General features: G+C 55.1%; 16 protein-coding genes. 4 read left to right on the plus strand and 12 right to left on the minus strand.

Going from position 1 to position 23,259, the window contains the following annotated elements; translation table 11 throughout:
• Window positions 1-17: 17 nt before the first annotated feature.
• Window positions 18-1,247 carry an EAL and HDOD domain-containing protein gene (locus L6R44_RS05400; RefSeq protein ID WP_237423503.1) on the minus strand — a complete coding sequence of 410 codons (1,230 nt, stop codon included), beginning with the start codon at window positions 1,245-1,247 and terminating at the stop codon, window positions 18-20.
• 237 nt (window positions 1,248-1,484) lie between these two features.
• Here L6R44_RS05400 and L6R44_RS05405 point away from each other — a divergent pair, with 237 nt between their 5' ends.
• Window positions 1,485-3,416, plus strand: coding sequence for a methyl-accepting chemotaxis protein (locus L6R44_RS05405; protein WP_237423504.1), 1,932 nt, complete (start codon window positions 1,485-1,487; stop codon window positions 3,414-3,416).
• A 45-nt stretch (window positions 3,417-3,461) separates the two neighbouring features.
• Here the strand turns inward: L6R44_RS05405 and cobB are convergent, their stop codons facing one another.
• Genes cobB through lolC form a run of 5 tightly spaced genes read right to left on the minus strand, consistent with a single transcriptional unit; the run spans window position 3,462 to window position 8,400 of the window.
• A complete protein-coding gene (gene cobB, locus L6R44_RS05410; RefSeq protein WP_237423505.1) occupies window positions 3,462-4,283 on the minus strand; it encodes a Sir2 family NAD+-dependent deacetylase in 822 nt (273 codons plus the stop codon).
• A gap of 14 nt (window positions 4,284-4,297) precedes the next feature.
• Window positions 4,298-5,209: an N-acetylglucosamine kinase gene (gene nagK, locus L6R44_RS05415; protein WP_237423506.1), complete on the minus strand. Its 912-nt coding sequence runs from the start codon at window positions 5,207-5,209 to the stop codon at window positions 4,298-4,300.
• Between the two features lie 53 nt (window positions 5,210-5,262).
• Complete coding sequence (gene lolE, locus L6R44_RS05420; RefSeq protein WP_237423507.1) at window positions 5,263-6,507, minus strand: lipoprotein-releasing ABC transporter permease subunit LolE; 1,245 nt, start codon at window positions 6,505-6,507, stop codon at window positions 5,263-5,265.
• Complete coding sequence (lolD, locus tag L6R44_RS05425; RefSeq protein ID WP_008500772.1) at window positions 6,507-7,208, minus strand: lipoprotein-releasing ABC transporter ATP-binding protein LolD; 702 nt, start codon at window positions 7,206-7,208, stop codon at window positions 6,507-6,509. Before lolD ends, lolE begins: the two co-directional genes overlap by 1 nt.
• Window positions 7,201-8,400: a lipoprotein-releasing ABC transporter permease subunit LolC gene (gene lolC, locus L6R44_RS05430; protein WP_032639710.1), complete on the minus strand. Its 1,200-nt coding sequence runs from the start codon at window positions 8,398-8,400 to the stop codon at window positions 7,201-7,203. Before lolC ends, lolD begins: the two co-directional genes overlap by 8 nt.
• 256 nt (window positions 8,401-8,656) lie before the next feature.
• Here lolC and L6R44_RS05435 point away from each other — a divergent pair, with 256 nt between their 5' ends.
• The 3 genes from L6R44_RS05435 (at window position 8,657) to ldtC (ending at window position 14,438) form a co-directional block, all read left to right on the plus strand.
• Window positions 8,657-9,730, plus strand: a complete 1,074-nt coding sequence (locus L6R44_RS05435; protein ID WP_237423508.1) for an acyltransferase family protein — start codon at window positions 8,657-8,659, stop codon at window positions 9,728-9,730.
• Window positions 9,731-9,879: 149 nt separating this feature from the next.
• Complete coding sequence (mfd, locus tag L6R44_RS05440) at window positions 9,880-13,326, plus strand: transcription-repair coupling factor (protein ID WP_237423509.1); 3,447 nt, start codon at window positions 9,880-9,882, stop codon at window positions 13,324-13,326.
• A 146-nt stretch (window positions 13,327-13,472) separates the two neighbouring features.
• A complete protein-coding gene (gene ldtC / locus L6R44_RS05445) occupies window positions 13,473-14,438 on the plus strand; it encodes a L,D-transpeptidase LdtC (RefSeq protein WP_237423510.1) in 966 nt (321 codons plus the stop codon).
• A 537-nt stretch (window positions 14,439-14,975) separates the two neighbouring features.
• Here the strand turns inward: ldtC and L6R44_RS05450 are convergent.
• Genes L6R44_RS05450 through L6R44_RS05475 form a run of 6 tightly spaced genes read right to left on the minus strand, consistent with a single transcriptional unit; the run spans window position 14,976 to window position 22,694 of the window.
• Window positions 14,976-16,349 (minus strand): hypothetical protein, encoded by a 1,374-nt coding sequence (locus L6R44_RS05450; RefSeq protein WP_237423511.1) that lies wholly within the window; start codon window positions 16,347-16,349, stop codon window positions 14,976-14,978.
• On the minus strand, window positions 16,346-16,603 hold the full coding sequence (locus tag L6R44_RS05455; protein ID WP_237423512.1) for a PAAR domain-containing protein: 258 nt from the start codon (window positions 16,601-16,603) through the stop codon (window positions 16,346-16,348). The genes L6R44_RS05450 and L6R44_RS05455 overlap by 4 nt, the downstream gene beginning before the upstream one ends.
• Window positions 16,603-17,319 carry a T6SS immunity protein Tli3 family protein gene (locus tag L6R44_RS05460; RefSeq protein WP_237423513.1) on the minus strand — a complete coding sequence of 239 codons (717 nt, stop codon included), beginning with the start codon at window positions 17,317-17,319 and terminating at the stop codon, window positions 16,603-16,605. Before L6R44_RS05460 ends, L6R44_RS05455 begins: the two co-directional genes overlap by 1 nt.
• A gap of 2 nt (window positions 17,320-17,321) precedes the next feature.
• Window positions 17,322-18,032: a T6SS immunity protein Tli3 family protein gene (locus tag L6R44_RS05465; RefSeq protein ID WP_237423514.1), complete on the minus strand. Its 711-nt coding sequence runs from the start codon at window positions 18,030-18,032 to the stop codon at window positions 17,322-17,324.
• Window positions 18,033-18,045: 13 nt separating this feature from the next.
• Window positions 18,046-20,184 carry a T6SS effector phospholipase Tle3 domain-containing protein gene (locus L6R44_RS05470; RefSeq protein WP_237423515.1) on the minus strand — a complete coding sequence of 713 codons (2,139 nt, stop codon included), beginning with the start codon at window positions 20,182-20,184 and terminating at the stop codon, window positions 18,046-18,048.
• Entirely contained in the window at window positions 20,181-22,694 is a 2,514-nt protein-coding gene (locus L6R44_RS05475) for a type VI secretion system Vgr family protein (RefSeq protein ID WP_237423516.1), read from the minus strand. Before L6R44_RS05475 ends, L6R44_RS05470 begins: the two co-directional genes overlap by 4 nt.
• Between the last annotated feature and the right edge of the window lie 565 nt (window positions 22,695-23,259).

Genomic DNA, 23,259 nt, shown 5'->3' on the forward strand with positions numbered 1-23,259 from the left:
CGCGGCGTGGGGAAGGATCAGCTGACCGCATTCTCCCCTGCCCAGATGGTCGCCTTTCTCATCGCCTCAACCACCTCTTCATCCGACAGGCCCAGCGCCTGACGAACCCTGTCCGCCTCGTCCCACTGCTGCTGTTCATAGTATCGGCACAGGCTCACCATATCGGCTAGCCGCCCCTCCTGATGGCACAGCGCGTTGCTCACGCTCTGCGGCACCGCAATTTGCTTCATCAACTCGGCCATCGGCAGCTCAAGGAGGGTATCGAGCAGTGAAAACAGGCCGCACATGAAGGCATTTTCAGCCAGCGCCGGTTCTTTCATGGTCTGTGCGATCAGCTCGCAGAACTTGCCGCGCATCATACTCAACGGGTAGAGCTCGCTCACGGTGTCGTTGCCCGCGCTGGCGAGAACCACGACGGCAACGAAGCGTCTCAGCTGATTTTCCCCGAGGTATCGGAGCACTTCACTCAGGGTCAACTTGCTGAAGTTGCAGGCACCGATATGTTTAAAAGCGGTGTGTTTCATGTAGCGCATGATTTTATATGACAGCGTAAGATCGCTTTTAATCAACGACTCGACGATCCGGAAATCAGGCTTATTGCGTCCGACCTCCATTTGCAGCCGAAAAATCGCCAGCTGATTTTGCGATAGCCGTTTATATTTAATGACCTCTGGACGGCAGAAAAAATAGCCCTGAAACAGCGAGAATCCCTCTTCCCTGTACTGGTTGAATTCCTCTTTAGTCTCAATTTTTTCAGCGAGATATTTAATATGCCCGGTCAGATGTTTATGCTCTTTCAGATACGCTTTAATTTGCGCTAAGGTATAATTTCTGACGTCGAATTTCAGTATCGAAATATAGGGTAAAAAAGCATCCCATTCTGGAGCAAGGGTGAAATCATCAAGCGCAAATTGATAACCGAGCGCATTCATCTCCCTGACGGCCTGCAGCAGTTCCGCCCCAGGCACCGCGTCTTCAAGGATCTCAATGACCACGCTCTCTTTATCCAGCGCTTCTCCGCTGCGGTCTATGACCATCCGGGACGGGAAATTAATAAACGACGTATGCGACCCGGCAATGCGCTGGGACGGCACGCATAAAAACTGATCGGATATCATTCTGGACGTGGCATATTCCGCCGACACATCCGGAAATCGGTTTGTCATCCCATCCCGGAAGAGCAGCTCATAGGCCACCGTCTTCATCTCAGGGTTAAAAATGGGTTGTCGCGCAATAAATCCGTACATATCCCATCCTCCTCTACCACTTTATATTTATTAGCATCCTCTTTCTACACGACGATAACGAGTATTATCGAGCACTATTTTGATTGGATGCACAAAATAAAAGCATCCACACTAATTAACGGGATTTATATGTTCAGAATTTAAATTAAATAGACCTGGCGATCTACAGAAAGCGGAAAAAATATCCGATAAGGAATAGGTGCCTGCCCGACAGGCACAATATTACGGGAGAAGAGAATGAGAGACGCCATGGTCCGAGGACCGAAAATAAGAGTCAAGACGTTGATGCTATTGTCCATTTTCCTCACCGTGACGGTGGGTTTTACGGCAACGATCGGGTTTATGATGTGGCAGTGGATGGCGCAGCAGGAGGTGCTGGCCAAAAAACATATCCGCCAGATAGCCGAGGTGCAATCGCTACAGGTCAGCAAACAGCTGGATTCCGCCCTGACGGCCGCCCGGGATATGGGTAATAGCGCCCTGGCGCTGCGCGAGGCGGGCGTGGCCGATCGCCAGAGCCTGAACCAGCTGCTCATCCACTATCTGTTGGCGCATCCTCAGTTTCTCTCTATGTCGATGGCCTTTGAGCCCAACGCGTTTGACGATAAAGATGCCGCCTTTGCCGGTCAGAGCGGTGAAGATCCTGCCGGACGCTATGCCCGCTATGTCGACCGCGATGCCTCTGGTAAACCCGCCCTGCACCTGCTGACGGACCTCGAAACGCCCGGCAGCGGCGATTACTATCTGCTGCCGAAACAGCGGCAAAAAGAGGTGATCATCGAGCCCTATATTTATCCCTACAACGGCGTGGACGTGATGCTTACCTCTATTGCCGCCCCCATCATGCGGGACGGTCAGTTTCTGGGCTCGGTCACCTCTGACTTCTCGCTCGCCACGCTGCAATCGACGATCGGCGCGATTAAACCGTGGAACGGCACGGGCTACGCTCTGCTCCTCTCGGCGGGCAATAGCGTGGTGTCCAGTCCGGACAAGCGCGCCGCAGGCAAGCCTTACGCCGGTCAGATTACCGGTCATGAGGTCACTCGGGTCGACGATCCGCTCCTGAAGGAAGAGGCGTTTATCACCTGGCAGGACATTGCCGTCGGGAATAGCCAGACGCCGTGGAAACTCGCCATTATCACTCCGGTGAGCGAAGTGATGGCTGAAGCGCGCGCATTTTTACTGAAAGCCGTCGTCCTGATGGCGTTAAGCATCGTCGCTGTTAGCATGGTGATGGCGCAGATCTTTACCCGCAAAGTTGACCGCCCTGTCGGGGGTGAACCTTCTGAAGCCGCCGGTATCGCCCTGGCCGTTGCGCGGGGAGAGTTGAACAACATCATCCCGGTGCGTTCCGGGGATACCCGCAGCATTTTTTATGCCCTGCACACCATGCAGACGCAGCTCAAGCGCATCGTCGGCAACATCAGCGAAGCCAGCCATTCCGTGCACGGCGGCACCAGCGAAATTTCGGCGGGTAACCTTGACCTCGCCTCGCGTACCGAAGAACAGGCGGCGGCGATTGTTGAAACGGCAGCCAGCATGGAAGAGATTTCGGTTACGGTGAAGAACAATGCCGACAACGCCCACAAGGCGACCACGCTGACCGATCGCGCCGCGAGCCTTGCCGGGCATGGCGAAACGCTGGTGAACGACGTGGTCGTGGTGATTGGGGAGATTGACGAGAGCGCGCGCAAGATCGGTGAGATTAACAGCATCGTCGACGGCATCGCCTTCCAGACCAATATTCTGGCGCTGAATGCGGCCGTTGAAGCCGCGCGAGCTGGCGAACAGGGGCGCGGCTTCGCGGTCGTTGCAGGTGAAGTTCGTAACCTTGCCCAGCGAAGCGCTAACGCGGCAAAAGAGATCTCTCAGCTGATTGCCGAGTCCTCAGGCCGAGTAAGCAAAGGCGTTGCGCTGGTCAATGAAACCGGCGTGATGATGAAACAGGTCATTGAAGCCGTGTCGCACGTGCATCTGGTCATTAACGACATCGTTCAGGCGCTGGACGAGCAGAATCGGGGGATTAGCCAGGTCAGCACCGCCGTTAATCAGATGGACAGCACCACCCAGCAGAACGCCTCTCTGGTTCAGCAGATCTCTGCCGCAGCGCTCTCGCTGGACGAGCAGGCTAAATCGCTGGAGAAGACGCTGGCGTTCTTCCATTCATAAATAAGCAGGCACCCGCTGGACGGGTGCCTTTTCACGCGATTGGCGCTACAGCCCTTTCAGCAGCTTGTCGACAAACGCCGGGACGACCGTACTTGCCAGCCCGTAGTGTTTCTCTTCAAACTCGCTGCCCACCTGGCTTGGCTCAAGATTGAGTTCTACCGTATGCGCGCCGTGCAGTCGCGCTTCATGGACAAACCCGGCCGCCGGGTAAACGTGGCCGGATGTGCCGATGGCGATAAACACGTCCGCCATCGCCAGCGCGCTGTAGATCTCATCCATGCCCAGCGGCATTTCGCCGAACCAGACCACGTGCGGACGCAGGCGCGACGGGAACTGGCAGCAGTGGCACTTATCCTCTGGCAGCACGTCCTCTTTCCAGTCCAGCACCTGACCGCTCCAGGCGCAGCGAACCTTGAGCAGCTCGCCGTGCATGTGGATGATGTTCTTGTTACCGGCCCGCTCGTGCAGGTTGTCAATATTCTGCGTCACCAGCAGGAAGCGATCGCCGAGCGCCTCTTCCAGCTTCGCCAGAGCCAGATGCGCCGCATTGGGCGCAATCTCAGGCTGGAGCAGCTGACGGCGGCGGGCGTTGTAAAACGCCTGCACGAGATCCGGGTCGCGGGCAAAGCCTTCCGGCGTGGCCACATCCTCCACGCGGTGCTCTTCCCATAGCCCGTCCGCCGCGCGGAAGGTTCGAATTCCTGACTCGGCGGAAATCCCCGCCCCGGTCAGCACCACCACTCTGGGTTTATCCATCGCTTCTGGCATGATTCTGTCTCTGAAAAAGATCCGCTGGCGCAGACGCTCGCGCAAGCGGCGTTTGTTTTTGCGAAAACGGCTGAGTCGACCCTGGCGACGCGACAGCATAGAAACCTCGTAAACTAATCGGTGAGATGAAGGAATGCGGCTCCGCGCATGCCTCCTGCGTCCCCGTGTCGCGCGCGTTCAATACGCGGCACGCGGGCAACCGGCAATAAGTGTCGGGGCAAACGCCCGGACAATCGTTCCGTAATCGCGGTAAAGTTTGAGAGCCCTCCCCCGATCGCCAGCAGATCCGGGTCGACGATGGTGAGAATATTGCCCAGACACACCGCCAGCAGATCCAGATAGCGCTCGACGTGCTCGCGCGCCTGCGCATCCCCCTGCTCCCACAGGGTAATGATTTGAGGGGCCTCAAGTTTCTGATGATAGAAGTGTTCGTAAAGCCATGCAAACCCGCGGCCGGAGAGGTAGTTCTCAATACAGCCGTGCTGGCCGCAGCCGCAGCGGGTCAGCGGGAAATCACGTCCTACCACCTCGAGGGCGTCCACCGGCAGGCGGATATGGCCAAACTCGCCGGTGATGTAGCTGAGCCCGGTAATAGGCTTACCGTTGATCACAATTCCCCCGCCGACGCCGGTGCCGAGGATCAGTCCCATCACCAATGGATACTGACGGAATTCATCATCCCAGGCCTCGGAGAGCGCAAAGCAGTTGGCATCGTTATCTAAACGCACGTCGCGTTCAAGGAGGGCGGAGAGATCGGCGCGCAGCGGCTTGCCGCTGGCGGCAGGTACGTTGGCGGCGTACAGCGTGCCGTCGTCGGTTTCGGGCATCCCCGGAATACCGATGCCGACGCTGCCTTTCACGCCAAAGCGTTCATCCGCCTGCGCCACCATCGCGGCAATGGCGGTTAAAAATTCGTCGTAGCTTTCGCGCGGCGTAGGAACGCGAGTTTCCCACTGCAGCTTGAGGTCTTTATCAAACACGCCGAGCGCAATCTTGGTGCCGCCAATATCAAATCCATAATACATAGTGCATTCCTCTTTTGACCTGGCGGCCCGAAAGCCGCTAGATCATGACGTAATTACTGGCCACTTAATACCCTCGCCGGATCGATTCGGCTTGCGCGACGCGCCGGATACCAGCTTGCCAGCAGACTCAGTAAAAGTGCTGTAACCAGCACATAAAAAACATCCAGCCAGTGCAGCTCAGACGGCAGGAAGTCAATAAAATAGATATCACCCGACAGGAACTGGTGACCAATAAGCTTTTCAATCCCGTTGATGATGGGGGTCAGCTGCAGGGAAACCACCACGCCGATCGCCACGCCGCACAGGCTGCCGAAAAGGCCCGCCAGCAAACCGTACCAGACGAAGATGGCGCGAATAAGACCGTCTTTTGCTCCGAGGGTACGCAGCACGGCGATGTCGCCGCTCTTGTCCTTGACCGCCATCACCAGCGTCGAGACGATATTAAAGCACGCGACGCCAATGACCAGCACCATCGCCAGATACATAATGGCGCGGATCATCTGGATATCACGGTACATATACCCGTAAGTGCCGATCCAGCTTTTGATGTAGACATAGTTATTGGTCACGCTGCCCGCGTCCCGCACCAGTTTGTTGGCGTTAAAGACGTCGTTCACCTTAATTGCAATGCCCGTCACGCTGTCGCCCATGTCGAGATACTGGCGCGCATCCTCCATCGGCACCATCGCAAAGCTGTGGTCAAGCTGGCCGCTCAGCTGAAGAATACCGGTAACGTGCAGGCGCACGCGTTTTGGCTGCTGCAGCTTGTGGTCGGCGCTGGCGTTCGGGATCATGATTGACACCCAGTCGCCCTGCTTCACCTTCAGGGCATCGGCGACGCCTTTGCCCATGATGATCTGCTGCTCGCCCGCCCTGAAGTTGGCCCACGCACCGTTTTGCACATAGTTCGGCAGCGCGCTGAGACGCGCTTCCTGCGCCGGGTTCACCCCTTTCACCTGAATGGCGCGCAGGTTTACCCCGCTCTCCACCAGCCCGGTAAAGTTAATGTAGGGTGCGGCCGCGGCGATGCCCGGCACTTTTTCAACTTTGGTGAGCGCATCGCTCCAGTTCGTCCACGGCTGGTTAACCGGTTCGATCTCTCCGTGCGGCACCACCGCCAGAATGCGGTTATTCAGCTCGCGCTCGAAACCGTTCATGGCGCTCAGGCCGACAATCAGCACCGCCACGCCCAGCGCAATACCGATGGTCGAGATGACGGAGATCAGCGACACCATGCCGCCGCGACGGCGTCCGCGGCTAAAACGTAAACCGATGAGTAACGATAACGGTGACGCCATTACTCTGCTCCCATCAGGGTCAGTTCCGCGTTCAGATGGCCGTCGCGCATCTCAAGCTGGCGCCCCATGCGTTTTGCCAGCTGCAGATCGTGGGTCACCACCAGGAACGCGGTCCCCTGCGAGGCGTTCAGCTCGCCGAGAAGCTGGAAAATACTGTCCGCGTTGCGGGCATCCAGGTTACCGGTAGGCTCATCCGCCAGCACCAGACGCGGGTTGTTGACCAGCGCGCGGGCAATCGCCACGCGCTGGCGTTCGCCGCCGGACAGCTCCGACGGACGGTGGTTACCGCGATGGCCCAGCCCTACCGCTTTCAGCATGTCGCTGGCGCGGGCGTTTATTTCTGCCGGCTTCTTTTTGCCAATCAGCAGCGGCATCGCCACGTTTTCCAGCGCCGTGAAATCCGGCAGCAGGTGGTGGAACTGGTAGATAAAGCCCAGCTCGCGGTTGCGCAGCTCGGCCTTCGCCGCTGAGGACATTTTGCTCATCGGCTGGCCGGAGAAAATCACGTCGCCGTTGGTTGGGGTATCCAGCCCGCCCAGCAGATGCAGCAGCGTACTTTTGCCCGAACCGGAGCTGCCGACAATCGCCATCATCTCGCCTTCGCCTACGCTAAAGCTCACATTGTGCAGCACGTCGGTTTGCACAGTGCCTTCCTGATAGCGTTTGGACAGGTTGTCGCATTGCAACAGGATCTTATTCATAACGTAAAGCCTCAGCGGGTTGAGTGGCGGCAGCGCGCCAGGAAGGATAAAGCGTAGAAAGCAGCGCAATGGCCATCGCGGCCAGCGCAATACCGACCACCTGCAGCGGCTCGATAGCCACCGGCAGCGCCGCGCCGTCAAGCAGCGCGCCGATAATCGGCATTAGGTTGTTGAGCTGGCTGGCAAGCAGTGCCCCCAGCACGGCACCGAGCAGCGCGCCGATGATACCGGCGCTGGCACCCTGCACCATAAAGACGGCCATGATCTGGCGCGGCGTCAGCCCCTGGGTTTGCAGGATGGCGACCTCGCCCTGCTTCTCCATCACCATCAGGCCCAGCGAGGTGATGATGTTAAATGCGGCCACGGCGACGATCAGGCTCAGCAGCAGCCCCATCATGTTTTTTTCCATCCGCACGGCCTGGAACAGCTCGCCTTTACGCTCGCGCCAGTCCTGCCATTTGGTGCCGTCCGGCAGTTTTTGCTGGCTGAGGGTATCCACCTTCAGCGGCGCGTCGAGCCACAGGCGCCAGCCGGTGATATTCCCTGCCGGGTAGCGCATCAGGCGGGAAGCGTCCTGGATGTTAACCAGCATCTGGTAGCCGTCAACCTCGCTGTTGGCAGCAAAGGTACCAATCACGTTAAACAGGCGCTGGCTTGGCAAACGCCCCATCGGGGTAAACTGGCTGGCTGAAGGCACCATCACGCGCAGCTGGTCGCCGCGGTTAACGCCAAGCTGTCCGGCAAGCTGTTCGCCCAGAATCACGTTGTATTTTCCGGCTTCCAGATCGGTCTGCTTCACGTTCACCAGGTAGGGCGTGAGCGGGTCTTTTTGCGCCGGGTCGATACCCAGCATCACGCCGACTGCCACGCTGCGGGCGCTTTGCAGCACTACATCGCCGGTGGTCAACGGCGCTACGCGCGTGACGCCCTGTAACTTCGCCGCGCTTTCCGGCAGCTGTTGCGGGTTAACCGACCCGTTGGAGGATGAGAGAACGGCCTGCGGCATCAGCCCCAGGATGTTGTTTTGCAGCTCGCGCTCGAAGCCATTCATGACGGAAAGCACCGTCACCAGAGCCATCACGCCAAGCGTAATGCCAATAGTCGAAAGCCAGGAGACAAAGCGACCGAAGCGGTCCGCGGCGCGCCCACGCATGTAACGTAAGCCTATAAAGAGTGCGACAGGTTGATACATGAAGTCCGTCTGTTTGCTGATAGCAGACCCACGAGTATATAAGCGAATCCGCTAAGCGTAAATGACTGAAACCGTAAGCTTTGGTAATCATTTTTCCGAAAAATTCAGATAAATCAGGGTGCTATTGTCTGAATGTTCGCCTCGCCACCTCCACCTTTTCCGAAAAACCTCCTGATACAGACTGTTACCCGTTACATCCTGACGTCGTTTTACAACAATTGCCCGTTCGTTTATGGCAATAAGGTACTGGCGAACAATGAAGCAAAAAGCATTATGGATTAACCAGATAAAAGGGCTGTGTATCTGCCTGGTGGTTATCTATCACTCGGTTATCACGTTTTACCCGCATCTGATCGGGCTGCAACACCCGCTCTCCGGCCTTCTCGCCAAATGCTGGGTCTATTTTAACCTCTATCTCGCACCGTTTCGTATGCCGGTCTTCTTCTTTATCTCCGGCTATCTGATCCGTCGCTATATTGACGAGGTGGACTGGCGATCCAGCCTCGACAAACGGGTCCTGAGCATTGTCTGGGTCCTGGCGCTGTGGGGGATTCTGCAATGGCAGGCGCTGACACACCTGAATGCCTGGCTGGCCCCCGAGCGTGAGCTTGCCACCGCGTCGAACGCGGCCTATGCCGACTCGCTCTCGGGATTTGTACGAGGCATGCTCACCGCCAGCACCAGCCTGTGGTATCTGTATGCGCTGGTGGTCTACTTCACGCTGTGCAAGCTGCTGAGCCGCTGGAAGCTGCCGGTACTGGGACTGCTGGCGCTGGCAAGCATCGCGATCAACTTCCTGCCGCTGCCGTGGTGGGGAATGAACAGCGTGGTCCGCAACATGATCTACTACAGCCTCGGGGCGTGGTATGGCGCAGCGCTGATGGCGTGGATGAAAAGCGTCAACCTGCGCCGCATCTGGCTAGCGACGTGCGCATTCGCCGCCGTCTCCGTGGTGCTGTGGTTTGCTAACGTTCCGCTGCTGCTCTCATTGCTGTCGATTGTGTTGATCATGAAGCTGTTCTATAGCCTTGAGCAGCGCTATGCCGTTCACCCGAACAATCTGCTGAACGTGATTGGCTCAAACACCATTGCGATTTATACCACCCACCGCATCCTGATTGAGGCCTTTAGCCTGTTCCTGATTGGCGAGATGAATGCCGCGTACTGGCCGGTCTGGGCAGAGCTGGGCTTAATTCTGGTCTACCCGTTTGCCAGCCTGCTTATCTGCACCCTTGCCGGGCTCGGAGTGCGTAAACTCTCCACCGCGCTGTTTGGCGACGTTTTCTTCTCACCTCCCGCTACGCTGACCCTGTCACCGTCGACGCGTTAATGCCCTCTCCGCCCCCGTTTCGGGGGCGTTTAGCCCAGCCGTGCGGTTACGATTTGCTTATGTAAAACGATCGAGGATAATAAAGACATTGCGTATCAGTGATATGCCCCAATACTGTTGGTATATCCATAAGAGACTCTGACATAGCCATGCCTGAACACTATCGTTATTCCTTGCCTGTCAAAGCGGGCGACCAGCGCCAGCTGGGCGAACTCACCGGCGCGGCGTGCGCCACGCTGGTGGCGGAAATCGCCGAGCGTCATCCAGGCCCGGTGATCCTGGTTGCCCCGGATATGCAAAACGCCCTGCGCCTGCACGACGAAATCCGCCAGTTCACCGATAGCCTGGTGTTCAGCCTGGCCGACTGGGAAACGCTGCCGTATGACAGCTTCTCGCCGCACCAGGAGATCATCTCCTCGCGCCTGTCGACGCTTTACCAGCTGCCGACCATGCAGCGCGGCGTGTTGATTGTGCCGGTAAATACCCTGATGCAGCGCGTCTGTCCGCACAGCTATCTGCACGGTCACGCGCTGGTGATGAAAAAAGGCCAGCGCCTGTCCCGCGATGCCCTGCGCGCGCAGCTTGACGGTGCGGGCTATCGCCATGTCGATCAGGTGATGGAGCACGGGGAATACGCGACCCGCGGCGCGCTGCTAGACCTTTACCCGATGGGCAGCGACCAGCCGTATCGTCTGGACTTCTTCGATGACGAAATCGACAGCCTGCGCGTATTCGACGCCGACACGCAGCGCACGCTGGAGGAAGTGGAGTCCATTAACTTACTGCCCGCGCATGAGTTCCCCACGGACAAAACCGCTATTGAACTGTTCCGCAGCCAGTGGCGCGATAAGTTCGAGGTCAAGCGCGACGCGGAACATATTTACCAGCAGGTCAGCAAAGGGACGCTTCCTGCCGGGATCGAATACTGGCAGCCGCTGTTCTTTAACGAGCCGCTGCCCGCCCTGTTCAGCTACTTCCCGGCGAACACGCTGATTGTGAACACCGGCGACATCGACGCCAGCGCCAGCCGCTTTGAAAGCGAAACCCGCGCGCGCTTCGAAAACCGGGGCGTTGATCCGATGCGCCCACTGCTGCCGCCGGAAGCGCTGTGGCTGCGCACCGACGAGCTCAACGCCGAGCTAAAGCGCTGGCCGCGCATGCAGCTGAAAACCGACTCGCTCGCCGATAAGGCCGCCAATACCAACCTCGCCTTCCGGACGCTGCCGGACCTGGCCGTTCAGGCGCAGCAGAAATCCCCGCTGGATAATCTGCGCAAGTTCCTGGAGCCATTTACTGGGCCAGTAGTGTTCTCCGTTGAGAGTGAAGGCCGCCGCGAAGCGTTAGGTGAGCTGCTGGGACGCATTAAGGTGGCGCCGAAGCGCATCCTGCGCCTGAGCGAAGCGACCGGAAACGGTCGTTACCTGATGATTGGCGCCGCCGAACACGGGTTTATTGATACGCTCAACAACCTGGCGCTGATTTGCGAAAGCGACCTGCTGGGCGAGCGCGTCGCGCGTCGTCGTCAGGACAGCCGTCGCACCATCAACCCGGACACGCTGATCCGTAACCTGGCCGAGCTGCATCCGGGCCAGCCGATTGTTCACCTGGAGCATGGCGTTGGGCGCTATCAGGGAATGACCACGCTGGAAGCGGGCGGCATTAAGGGTGAATACCTGATGCTGACCTACGCCAACGACGCCAAACTGTATGTCCCGGTGTCGTCCCTGCATCTGATCAGCCGCTACGCGGGCGGTGCCGAAGAGAATGCGCCGCTGCACAAGCTGGGCGGCGACGCCTGGGCGCGCGCGCGCCAGAAGGCCGCGGAAAAAGTGCGCGACGTGGCGGCCGAGCTGCTGGATATCTACGCCCAGCGCGCGGCCAAAGAGGGCTTCGCCTTTAAGCATGATAAAGAGCAGTACCAGCTGTTCTGCGACAGCTTCCCGTTTGAAACCACGCCGGACCAGGCTCAGGCTATTAACGCCGTGCTGAGCGACATGTGCCAGCCGCTGGCAATGGACCGCTTAGTCTGCGGCGACGTCGGCTTCGGCAAAACCGAGGTGGCAATGCGCGCCGCCTTCCTGGCGGTGGAAAACAACAAGCAGGTGGCGGTACTGGTGCCGACTACCCTGCTCGCCCAGCAGCACTTCGACAACTTCCGCGACCGCTTCGCCAACTGGCCGGTGCGCATCGAGATGCTGTCGCGTTTTCGCAGCGCCAAAGAGCAGACGCAGATCCTCGAACAGGCCAGCGAAGGCAAAATCGATATTCTGATCGGCACCCATAAGCTGCTGCAAAGCGACGTGAAGTGGAAAGATCTGGGGCTGCTGATCGTCGATGAAGAGCACCGCTTCGGGGTACGCCATAAAGAACGCATCAAAGCGATGCGCGCCGACGTCGATATCCTGACCCTGACCGCCACGCCAATCCCGCGAACCCTGAACATGGCGATGAGCGGCATGCGCGATCTGTCGATTATTGCCACGCCGCCGGCGCGCCGCCTGGCGGTGAAAACCTTTGTCCGCGAGTACGATAACCTGGTAGTGCGCGAGGCGATCCTGCGTGAAGTACTGCGCGGGGGTCAGGTCTATTACCTCTACAACGACGTGGAAAACATCCAGAAAGCCGCCGACAGGCTGGCGGAGCTGGTGCCGGAAGCGCGCATTGCGATCGGCCACGGGCAGATGCGCGAGCGCGAGCTGGAACGGGTAATGAACGACTTCCACCACCAGCGCTTTAACGTGCTGGTGTGCACCACCATCATCGAAACCGGGATCGACATTCCGACGGCGAACACCATCATCATTGAACGCGCGGATCACTTTGGCCTGGCGCAGCTTCACCAGCTGCGCGGCCGCGTCGGGCGTTCGCACCATCAGGCCTACGCCTGGCTGCTGACGCCGCATCCGAAAGCAATGACCACCGACGCGCAGAAGCGTCTGGAAGCCATCGCCTCGCTGGAAGACCTCGGCGCAGGCTTTGCGCTGGCGACGCACGATCTCGAGATCCGCGGGGCTGGCGAGCTGCTGGGTGAGGACCAGAGCGGCTCGATGGAGACCATCGGCTTCTCGCTCTATATGGAGCTGCTGGAAAACGCGGTTGATGCCCTGAAGGCAGGGCGCGAGCCGTCGCTGGAGGATCTCACCAGCCAGCAGACCGAGGTCGAATTGCGCATGCCTTCCCTGCTGCCGGACGATTTCATTCCGGACGTGAATACAAGACTGTCGTTCTACAAGCGCATCGCCAGCGCGAAGACGGAAAACGAGCTGGAAGAGATCAAGGTTGAGCTGATTGACCGCTTTGGCCTGCTGCCCGATGCGGCGCGAAACCTGCTGGATATCGCGAGGCTGCGCCAGCAGGCGCAAAAGCTTGGGATCCGCAGGCTCGAAGGCAATGAAAAAGGCGGGGTGATTGAATTCGCCGAGAAGAATCACGTCAACCCGATGTGGCTGATCGGCCTGCTGCAAAAACAGCCGCAGCATTTCCGTCTGGATGGCCCAACCCGTCTCAAATTTACCCAGGAGCTGACGGAGCGCAAAACCCGTATGGACTGGGTGCGTAACTTTATGCGGCAGCTGGAAGAGAACGCGATCGCATAAATTCCCTTCCCCCGCTAGCCAACGCTAACGGGGGACAATTTACAAACTCTTTGCACTTCACCCGATCTTCCCGACACACCCCTTCGCCATAATTACCGTTAACGCCTTATAAAACAATAACCTTAACATTTACATGGATTATGGTGATGATGACCTCTTCCCGTTTTACTCGCTGGTTAACACTGGTTGCGCTGGTAGCCACCGTCGCGGTGGCGCTACCCGCTCGCGCAAATACCTGGCCCCTTCCCCCGCCCGGCAGCAAGGTCGTGGGCGAAAACCGCTTTCATGTGGTTGAAAACAATGGTGGCTCACTGGAAGCGATAGCCAAAAAATACAACGTAGGTTTTCTGGCCCTGCTGCAGGCGAACCCCGGCGTCGACCCGTATGTCCCGCGCGCGGGCAGCGTACTGACCATCCCGTTACAGACTATCCTGCCGGACGCGCCGCGCGAGGGGATTGTGATAAACCTGGCCGAACTGCGTCTGTACTATTATCCACCGGGCAAAAACGAAGTGACCGTCTACCCTATCGGTATTGGTCAGCTTGGCGGCGATACGCTGACGCCGACGATGGTCACCACCGTCTCGGATAAACGCGCGAATCCAACCTGGACCCCGACGGCCAACATTCGTGCACGCTATAAGGCTCAGGGCATCGATCTTCCCGCGGTTGTTCCGGCTGGCCCGGATAACCCGATGGGGCACCACGCGATCCGCCTGGCGGCCTACGGCGGCGTTTACCTGCTGCACGGAACGAATGCCGACTTTGGCATCGGCATGCGCGTCAGCTCCGGCTGTATTCGCCTGCGCGATGACGATATCAAAACGCTGTTTAACGTCGTTACGCCGGGAACCAAAGTCAATATTATCAATACGCCGATCAAGGTTTCTGAGGAGCCGGGCGGCGTGCGGCTGGTTGAGATTCACCAGCCGCTATCGAAAAATATCGGCGACGATCCGCAGACGCTGCCCATTAACCTGAATGCTGCGATGGTAAGTTTCAAAACCAATGTGAATACCAACAGCGTGGTGATGGAGCGGGCCATGGAGGCCCGGTCAGGCATGCCGACCGACGTCACTCGGCATCACGATGTTGTCCAGCAGTCGATGTAAATCAGAAAGAAAAACGCCCTGCACGTGTGCAGTAATGCCGTTCACTTAAGGCTCACGTGTCTTAAAGCTGAACGGATATTCAGGCGGCACATAAAGCACTGAACGATCGTATCGTCAGTGCTTTCTTTTTTCCGGCAGGATAAAGGCTTTAACATTTTCAGACATGCAATGAGAGCAGGCACAAAGCCAGCTACATCTATCAATGATATATAACGTAAGACATAGTTAACACAGTCACTCCCAGATACATAATCAATATCATTAAAAAAACCTTATAATCTGTGAAAACTTTCAGTGGCACACTACTATAGTATTTCCGTCTGGAAGGGATACGTATCGACATATATAAGTGGTAGATTTCTGGAGAGTCCTTCAATGATTCTAATTTATTATGTGCACACCAATGCTTTTTATTCCTGAAATAAAAAGACAAATCAGTATACGCTGCCATTAACGCAAGCAGTGCACCTAGGGCAAGACCATCATAATAAAATACAGATTTATGAGGTAAAATGAGAGCAATTAGTTCATTCATCATTACATCCCCATGTGCTGGTAAGCCTTATCACCCTGCAGCCAGGTAATAAATATCCCTGCAGCCGTAAACAATCCAGTACATATTAAAAAAAGAATAACCAAGAACCAGCCAGAAATATCTTTACCCTCGTTACCGCTTAAACTACACAGAGTTAATATAACAGCGAAAAATAACATCACTCCGGATATTCCGGCGGAAGACCACGGTGGAGTGTATATTTTTTCTGCCGGATAATCGGGCTGAGGGGTTAATCTGGATGATACCGCCGTAATAGATAACTTTTTATGTTCGGAGGCCGCCACAAACTGGTCGCCCTGTGCATACGTTACTGCATCTGATGCCAGCGCCAGCCACGGATACCCTGCAGAATGCTCACCGAGCGACGTTTCAAGCTCCAGTCGATCCGGTACGACTTTTTTTTCGTCCAGCACTTCCAGCAACGGATACTTCTCTGTGCGCGATAAACCGGTATACCAGAGCTGTTTGGGTTTACTGACAGCCTCCGCACGCAGATAAACAGGTATTGCTCCTTCTACGTCAATAACTCCCGTCATAGGTTGATAAAGATAAACAGGTTTTTCTCCTTCCGTTTTAACGTAGTAATTCGTCAGGAGAAGTGCGGTAGCATTCTCCATCCACTTGCATTCCCCTTCTTCAGAATGCAAATCTACACAGATAAGTAGGCGTTCAACGACATTGCCGTTCGTTTGTTTTATCCACTCTGTGACTAACGTATAGTCCGGGCATTCAGGCAAAAATGTGATTTTTTTGGTCGAGATCCCGAGACGTTCAAGCACACGCCGGAGTTCGTCGCTACAGGATTCATTCCCACCTCGCACCCATACAAGCGCTTCAATCTGCCTGTACCGGGAGAGTGTATCCATCATCGGCTCCAGGACGTAGATAATAGCCTGCCCGACCCGCGTGAAATCGAATGATTTATCCAGGTCAATTTTCAACGGCATTTTGGCGGCCAGCGGAAACTCCCCCTCCAGTTTCAACATGTTCAGTGCCAACTCCTTTGTTGCCTTTGGCGGGGTCAGTATCGACCAACCAGCCAGGATGATGTTACTCCTGGCATAGCTGACAACCTTGTATTCCTGCCGTGCCGCGATTAATAACCGCGTTTCTATGTAGTGTCTGTTCGCGTTATACGCCATACAGAACGCCTGTACTAAAAAGGTTACTGCAGCGACAGGTATTACCACGGCATCAATAAGAAAACCTGAATCAACATGTTTATTACCCGGCCAGGTGACAGCCCGGATACCAATACAAACAATCACCACGAGCACATAGACAACACAGACACCAATGGTGGGAAAGTCATGTTTAAATTCGTTCTGCTTAGGATAAAGCCACCAGTTCATCATACAGCCCCCGCAGTGGGGAGTGTGGTGCAAATAGCGCAGCCGCACACCGCTTTACAGCCATCAATGACCACGCCCCGGCCGTTCATCGTCCATGTCGGATGACATTCGTTGATAGGGAACGTTCCTTTATGCTCAGGGCACGTCACCATATCGTCTTTCAGGGCCACAGGTTTTCCCATAAAGTCTGCGCCGGACGCTTTAATTACTTTTCCGCCACTCACCAGCGGGTCATTCAGTCGGATTACACCATTCATCAGTTTCCCTTCCTTCCTGCGTCCATATCACAGCGCATGTGATCCCAGCCCGTATACCCCTTCACCTCCGGTACTTTGTCGGGTAAGCCCTGATAGTTGGTCTTAAACTGCGCAGTATTTTCTTTCAGACCTTGTTTGGTGATGTAATCCAGCCCCCAGGCGGGGCCGGGGAAACGAGGTTCCAGATTACTGTGAACTTCGTTCCCCATACCGTCATCCACTGTATATTCAATCCCAGGACCGCCAGCGGCAAGACGCGGATCATCAAACGGCTTTGACGACATATACAGCCGGTGTTTGGTTTGCAAAAAACCCTGATCGTTGACGACAGTGAAAGACACAGCATCTTCTGCGGGTGCTCTGTTATCACCATTCAATTCATTAGGTGATGGGGAAAATCCTACTGACCTCCATGTTTCGCCATAATCTTTCGAAACAAGGAATCCATCGACCTCCCAGTTGGGGATTGAAATATAGCGCTCTGAAGGGTGAATAAATTCATGGGTAAATATTCGGTAAAACTGAAAATAAGGCTGTGAGTGAATACCCCGCGTCGTATCCGTATACCAAAGTTCACCTTCGCAGTCCCAGTCCTTTAGCTCCAGGTAGCGATGATCGTCAAACCGATAAACCACCTGCGTCGGCGGCTCTGAAGCCTGGCAGCTTGCAGCCTGTAAAAAAACGTTGACAGCCAGACCTGCACATAGTCCTTTCATGGCTATCTCCCTGCATCCATATTGCATTGCATATGGTCCCAGCCGGTATAATCTTTCACTTCCGGTACTTTATCGGGTAAGCCCTGATAGTTAGCCTTAAACTGGGCTGTATCCTCTTTCAGACCTTGTTTAGTTATGTAGTCCAGCCCCCAGGCTGGGCCAGCATTGCTTGGCTCCAGCTTGCCGTTTACCTTACCTCCCATACCATCATCCACGGTGTATTCAATCCCAGGACCACCGGGCTGAATGCGCGGGTCATCAAACGGTTTGGACGACATATACAGTCGATGTTTGGTCTGCAAAAAACCCTGATCGTTGACGACGGTGAAAGAAATAATATCGTCGTAAGGAGGTGATGAATCACCATTAGATTCATTTTCTCTGGGAGCAAACGAAGAAGGATACCAGGTTTGTCCATAATCTTTCGAAACCATAGCCCCAGGAGAATCCCAGGCAGGAATAGCAATATAACGTTCAGAGGGATGAATAAATTTTTTGGTGTAAATCCGGTAAAACTGACTGACAGGCTCAGAGTGAATACCCCGTTGTGTATCGGTGTACCAGAGTTCACCTTCACAGTCCCAGCCCTTTAACTCCAGGTAACGATGGTCATCAAAACGGTAAACTACCTGAGTCGGCGGTTCTTTCGCCTGACAGCCGGAACCTATCAGTACCGCAGCTAAGGCAATACCCGTTGTATATTTCAGACTCATATCTGTCTCCCTGTCATGATTCCCACCACGATTTTTGTTTCGCTATTCCCAGGTCACTGTCAGATTTTGGCTTCGGCATATCCCATTGTAGATTTGTCACCTCCTGATTCCCGGCAGCTAAGTCACGGGACGGCTTGACAGTTGTCGCGTTGTTAAACTGATTTTCCACACCGAACTCACCTTTTGGCAGAATGTCATCTGGTTTGTTCATGAAAAATTTTGTCGTCACGTTATCCAGCTTACCGGTTAGGTAATATTCTTTAGCGAAAGGATAACCATTTTGGGGATCACGCCAGTCCGCACGGTGTAACAATCCCTCCCAGAATTTCCCTGCCTGATAGTCAAACGACTTGCACTGACCAATTGCCAGGTCGAATGCCATCGCGTGCGACGGTGCAAATTCACTGGCGACAATAGAAGAATGCTGGCTGTAGCCTACCGGATCGGTTTTCTGCCACTCCTTTTCAAGTTCATCACGGGATTTAAGCCAGGTCAGCGTCAGTTGAGAAAAATCTCTCGTTCCCGTCACTTCACCGCGAATAACTTCATGCCCCCGGTCAAAACTTTCCACCTGCAGTTCATTCGGCGTTAATACATGACCCGGTTGCCAGCTGATACGCTGATAGTTACTAAGCGCATAGGTAGCCGATGCCGTGCGCGAAATGGCACTGGCTTTAGCCGAATAGGAAATGTAAGCATCCGGGCTGTCCGGATCGATGTAAGCCGTGTATGGTTTATCACTGGTCTTTGGATCATTATCCGGATGGTTATCCTGACCCATGAGTTTGAATATAAACGGCTCCGGCAGCTCTTCGCCGTTAATCACCACATCGCTGTACGAGTAGCCTGCGTTCATCACCGGCGTGGTACTGAAATCCCCCTTTCGCTCCGGTGTCATCTTAAACGGCTCCGTCTCCAGACGGCCGACCCAGCGGTGCTGGCAGAATACACGCTGACGCAGGTTAGGAATGCCAGCAGCTAACTTATCGGGAATGCCCCGCCAGCCGAATCCCTGGATATTTTGCAGGGATACCGTGCCATCCTGCGGACACCAGTAGTTATAAACCTTCCCGTTATTATCACGACGATATCTGGCGTCCTCGCGTAACGGGTTATCAGAAGACTTGCGCGAAGCACAACTGGCTTCCATCGCCAGCATATCTGCCTCTGACAGTTCTCCGCCTTTGTACTGGGTCGCCATCAGTGCGCAGAAGTGTTTAAACGTTTCCTGGCGGGCAAATGCCGTCTGGTGATGGCCGGGCTGAGCGTCTTCACTGAGACGCCCCTCCATTGAATACGGCGAATGATTCAGGATGACGCAGTTCACTGGATCCATTATTTCTTTTTTAACCAGCATATTAGCCAGCATGGTGATAATCGTGCCCTGACTGTGTGCCACCACGTTAATCACATCCTTTGCCGTCACCGGATTACGACGGATCGTCAGAATCAGATCCGCCAGCCGCTGCGCGGCAAAGAATTGATAGATGCGGTGCGGATTCGGAAAAATGGGGTGTGTGTAATCGCCACCGTTCATGTGCAGCGAGGCAAAACCAGCGGCGGCCAGCGCAGCGCCACCAGCCCCCGGACCCAGCATATCGGGAATGTTGGTTGTCGCATTGGCAAACGTCCCTCCACCTTTGGCAAAATTCGTATCGAGGGCGTTTTTGAAATTATCGTTCTGGTACTTAAACGCACCTTTGCCGTCGTTACCCAGCGCCGCTTTGTTCTTCTCGTTATCCTCCTGATAAGCATCAAACGGCAGGTGTGCATTGTCTCCCTGCTTGTAAACCTCTTCCCGGTATCGCTTCTGGTCTGCAACATAATCAGCATGGGTGACCGGCTTATACCCCCAGTAAAACGGGATCACGGGCGAGCGCCCAGGACGGGTAATGCGGTACTCTCCCCACTCATGCGCGTAAAAATCCTGACGATTAAGACGCTTACTCAGGCCCGCAAGAATGCCCTTCTCCTGATTCTGGTACGCCTCACCCACGTCGTTTACGCCATGGACCAGAATCACAATTCCCGGCATCGGACGCGGCACGCCAACGCGACGGGTCTGGGCCACCTCACCCAAATCTTTGTGTACAGGAATGTCCCCTTCTGATATGACCCTTGGAGCATACGGGCTTTGTCTGGCTTCCGTCATTCCATTAACTCCATTTTGTAGGTGTCCAGGTCATCAGCATCGAGTAACGATGAATGACCGTTGCTGTCCGTTATGCCTTCCACCACTTTTCCGGCCGAGCTGGTCAGCCGGAATTTTTTGTTTGCGAGAATTTGCTCCGGATCGTCTCCGGCATGCAGCTGGTAGCGGAGCTTATATGCCCCCTTATTGAACGGCGGGACCGTGACCTGTGCGCTTTCCGGGCCGTCATACTTCAGACTGGGTCCTTTCAGTTCAATTCCCGTTGGCGAGAAGATAGTGACCAGTCCGTTCGGACTGATGCGTATCCCGCCTCCACCACAGACCAGCTGTATGCCCTGTCTGGCGCTGCCGTTCAGTTGCCCGTCGGTACTCGCCATCGTGAAATCATTCTGCGAGAGCATGTGCATGGCACCGCGCTGAGCCTGCGTCGTGATATCACCGGCCCCGGCAATCATCTGAATGCCAAGCTTGCGGGCAAACAGCGAGAATTTTTCCCCGACGGCCAGCGAGAACTTTTTCACCACGTTTACGCTGGTATCCTGGCCTGCCGTAATAATCACATCTTTCCCGGCAGACAGTTGCAGACTGTCCGGCGTGACGTGCGCCTGACCTTTGTCGGCATAGGTCAGCAGGCCCGCGCCGGTAAGGTTAGCCAGTGTCTGGCTCAGTTGACTTTGCCGGTCGGTTTCCACATTACTGGCCCCGGCTGTCAGTGCGCTTTGTTGCAGCGTCATTGCCAGCGACAACGCTTTCTCCAGCTGCGCAATGGCGGCCGTCATATCCAGTTGCTTACCCGCAGCACGCGGCTGCGCCTCCGTAGTGATCATCACTCCTTTCGCGGCACGGAGCGCCATGTGATTGTCAGTACGCGCTTCCACACCTTCACCGCGCTGTTTTCCCTCCGCGTCAACGAGGTGGCCAGCGCTAACCTGACTCTTGCCGTACTCCGTGGAAATCTTGATGTGTTCCTGACCGCGGCGGTCCTCCAGGCGGATTTTGTTTGAAGCAGCAGTGCGGATCACATTGCGGGTGTCGTTGCGGTTTGTAACCAGATCAGGGTGCTTGCCGTCATGCATGACGTGCGCAATAAAGGGCCGGTCCGGATCGCCGCCTTCAAAGGCTACAGCCACTTCTGTGCCGTCCAGCAGCGGGAAATGAAAACCAAACACATCCCCACCGTACGGTCTGCCCAGACGCATCAGCGCACTTTCAAATCCGTCACGTTTCTCGTCGAGGTCAAAATCAAACTTCACGCGGTATCGGCCCTGGGCATCGACTCCGGCATAAGTGTGATCTTGATTGATGGCCGCCACGCGCCCAGGTACCGTACCGGGAATCACCGGTCGCGGCAGATATTCCGGACGATAGCTGTAGCCGTTCAGATAAGGGATCCCCTTCAGGATGGCGCGGTAGTGCTGTGCGCGACTGCCGGATAGCGTCATTGTGGTGACAAGAAAACCGTGTTTAAACCCGTCAGGAATATCCCCTATCAGGTGGAACATCACACCCGGCAACAGTGCCGGGTCACTGGTTGTCCCTCCCAGCACACTCTGTTTGTTCAGCAGGCGCTCATAGCGCAGGCGTGCGCAGAACGTGGCTGTTTCCGCCTCTTCACCGTAAAAATCGCCGTCTTCCAGATAATGATCGGCATAGTGATACTGTTTGCCGCGGGTTATCCCGTCGGGAATATCATTATCGAAAATGGTTTTATCCGCCTGTGGCGAAAAGGGATTGCGGTAGTTATACGTACGCACCAGCACGCTTTCGGGAATGAGTTCGTATTGTTCTTCGAGCTCGGTAATGTATTCTCCATGGCTGGTCATGCCGGAATGGCGAACGTACGGAAGCTTCTTATCGCTGAAGACATAGCGGCGGCCACCATCTCCAAAGACAACCACCGTTTCGCCTTGTACCTTGTCATGGTTTTCAAAGCGGAACCAGATCCCTACCTCGGCCAGCAGACGGCGGATAAACTGGAGATCGGTTTCCTTCCAGTGAATAATCATTTCACGGCTGGGGTAGCTGTGGCTCAACTGGTCAAAATCAATGTTGTAACCTTGAAAATGCCCGCTCTCCTTCATCAGCTTCGTGACAAGCTCTGGCACTGTCGCATTCATGTATACGGCCGAACGGTAATTCCGGTCCAGCAGCGCCAGATCATGCTCCAGCACACACTCGTAAAGGGCTTCATCGGCAGATGACTTCAAACGGGCAAACGACGTGATCACCCCATTAATCTGGCGCACCGGCAGCCAGGGCTCCTGTTTATGCCAGCCAGCCTTCGGATTTGGGGCACGCAGAATAAACTCCGCCCTCTGATTGAGGACATCGTTGACTGCAATGTGTGATGCCGGGCTGGTAAAGCGGATGGTGTAACGATAGGGCTTACTGAGTTCTTCTTCCCCGGTAAAAGAGTGAACATCCGGTAAAAAAGATTTGTTTCGTGGAAAATACAGTAAATAACGGTTTAACGTATTCTGTTGCTGAATAATGCCTGACGGTCCTGCCATCGTCAAATATCCCTGATATAGAATGACTATTTATTAAAATAACAATACACCCCCAGGCCATTGAATAACATGCCATTACGTAACACATCACAGAATGTTACAAAATACATATCATTCGATTTAAAAATAAATAAAACAGTAAATATTCATACCATAAATAAAAAAAAGACCAGGGATAATACCCGGCTCATATATAATAATTCAATCATTAACAACAATATGGACGACGCGCTCTTCCCTCGCGAACAGCAATAAATATTAAACTGGTTCGCCGTCTGATAAGAATATACGGCAGTTTTCGTAAGGGGGATTTTATCTGCCGCCAGTATATGGGGATAAAATCCGTCCCGGTATCCCGTATTCGCAGGAGGCAGCAAAGAACTGCTGCTTAAACTCAAGAGAATAATCAGGGCAGCCTTTTCGCCTACCGGGAGCACATTTTTCCGTATATCTAACACTTTGATACACGCCACTTATTTGGTGGGCACCACTTTTCCTAAGCATCAGATTAAGACCAGACGGCTCAGGCTGGACGCATACAAAGAGGGGGAAAAGGTATCCAGTG

Source organism: Enterobacter cloacae complex sp. ECC445 (assembly GCF_021892025.1).
Taxonomy (GTDB): Bacteria; Pseudomonadota; Gammaproteobacteria; order Enterobacterales; family Enterobacteriaceae; genus Enterobacter; species Enterobacter chengduensis.

What these genes read in the sequence shown, in the direction of transcription:
- L6R44_RS05460 (WP_237423513.1), bottom strand. Translation starts at nt 17,319, where the DNA reads ATGAAAGGACTATGTGCAGGTCTGGCTGTCAACGTTTTTTTACAGGCT.
- L6R44_RS05470 (WP_237423515.1), bottom strand. Translation starts at nt 20,184, where the DNA reads ATGACGGAAGCCAGACAAAGCCCGTATGCTCCAAGGGTCATATCAGAA.
- L6R44_RS05400 (WP_237423503.1), bottom strand. Translation starts at nt 1,247, where the DNA reads ATGTACGGATTTATTGCGCGACAACCCATTTTTAACCCTGAGATGAAG.
- L6R44_RS05455 (WP_237423512.1), bottom strand. Translation starts at nt 16,603, where the DNA reads ATGAATGGTGTAATCCGACTGAATGACCCGCTGGTGAGTGGCGGAAAA.
- cobB (WP_237423505.1), bottom strand. Translation starts at nt 4,283, where the DNA reads ATGCTGTCGCGTCGCCAGGGTCGACTCAGCCGTTTTCGCAAAAACAAA.
- L6R44_RS05450 (WP_237423511.1), bottom strand. Translation starts at nt 16,349, where the DNA reads ATGATGAACTGGTGGCTTTATCCTAAGCAGAACGAATTTAAACATGAC.
- ldtC (WP_237423510.1), top strand. Translation starts at nt 13,473, where the DNA reads ATGATGACCTCTTCCCGTTTTACTCGCTGGTTAACACTGGTTGCGCTG.
- lolE (WP_237423507.1), bottom strand. Translation starts at nt 6,507, where the DNA reads ATGGCGTCACCGTTATCGTTACTCATCGGTTTACGTTTTAGCCGCGGA.
- lolC (WP_032639710.1), bottom strand. Translation starts at nt 8,400, where the DNA reads ATGTATCAACCTGTCGCACTCTTTATAGGCTTACGTTACATGCGTGGG.
- L6R44_RS05465 (WP_237423514.1), bottom strand. Translation starts at nt 18,032, where the DNA reads ATGAGTCTGAAATATACAACGGGTATTGCCTTAGCTGCGGTACTGATA.
- lolD (WP_008500772.1), bottom strand. Translation starts at nt 7,208, where the DNA reads ATGAATAAGATCCTGTTGCAATGCGACAACCTGTCCAAACGCTATCAG.
- L6R44_RS05405 (WP_237423504.1), top strand. Translation starts at nt 1,485, where the DNA reads ATGAGAGACGCCATGGTCCGAGGACCGAAAATAAGAGTCAAGACGTTG.
- nagK (WP_237423506.1), bottom strand. Translation starts at nt 5,209, where the DNA reads ATGTATTATGGATTTGATATTGGCGGCACCAAGATTGCGCTCGGCGTG.
- L6R44_RS05435 (WP_237423508.1), top strand. Translation starts at nt 8,657, where the DNA reads ATGAAGCAAAAAGCATTATGGATTAACCAGATAAAAGGGCTGTGTATC.
- L6R44_RS05475 (WP_237423516.1), bottom strand. Translation starts at nt 22,694, where the DNA reads ATGGCAGGACCGTCAGGCATTATTCAGCAACAGAATACGTTAAACCGT.
- mfd (WP_237423509.1), top strand. Translation starts at nt 9,880, where the DNA reads ATGCCTGAACACTATCGTTATTCCTTGCCTGTCAAAGCGGGCGACCAG.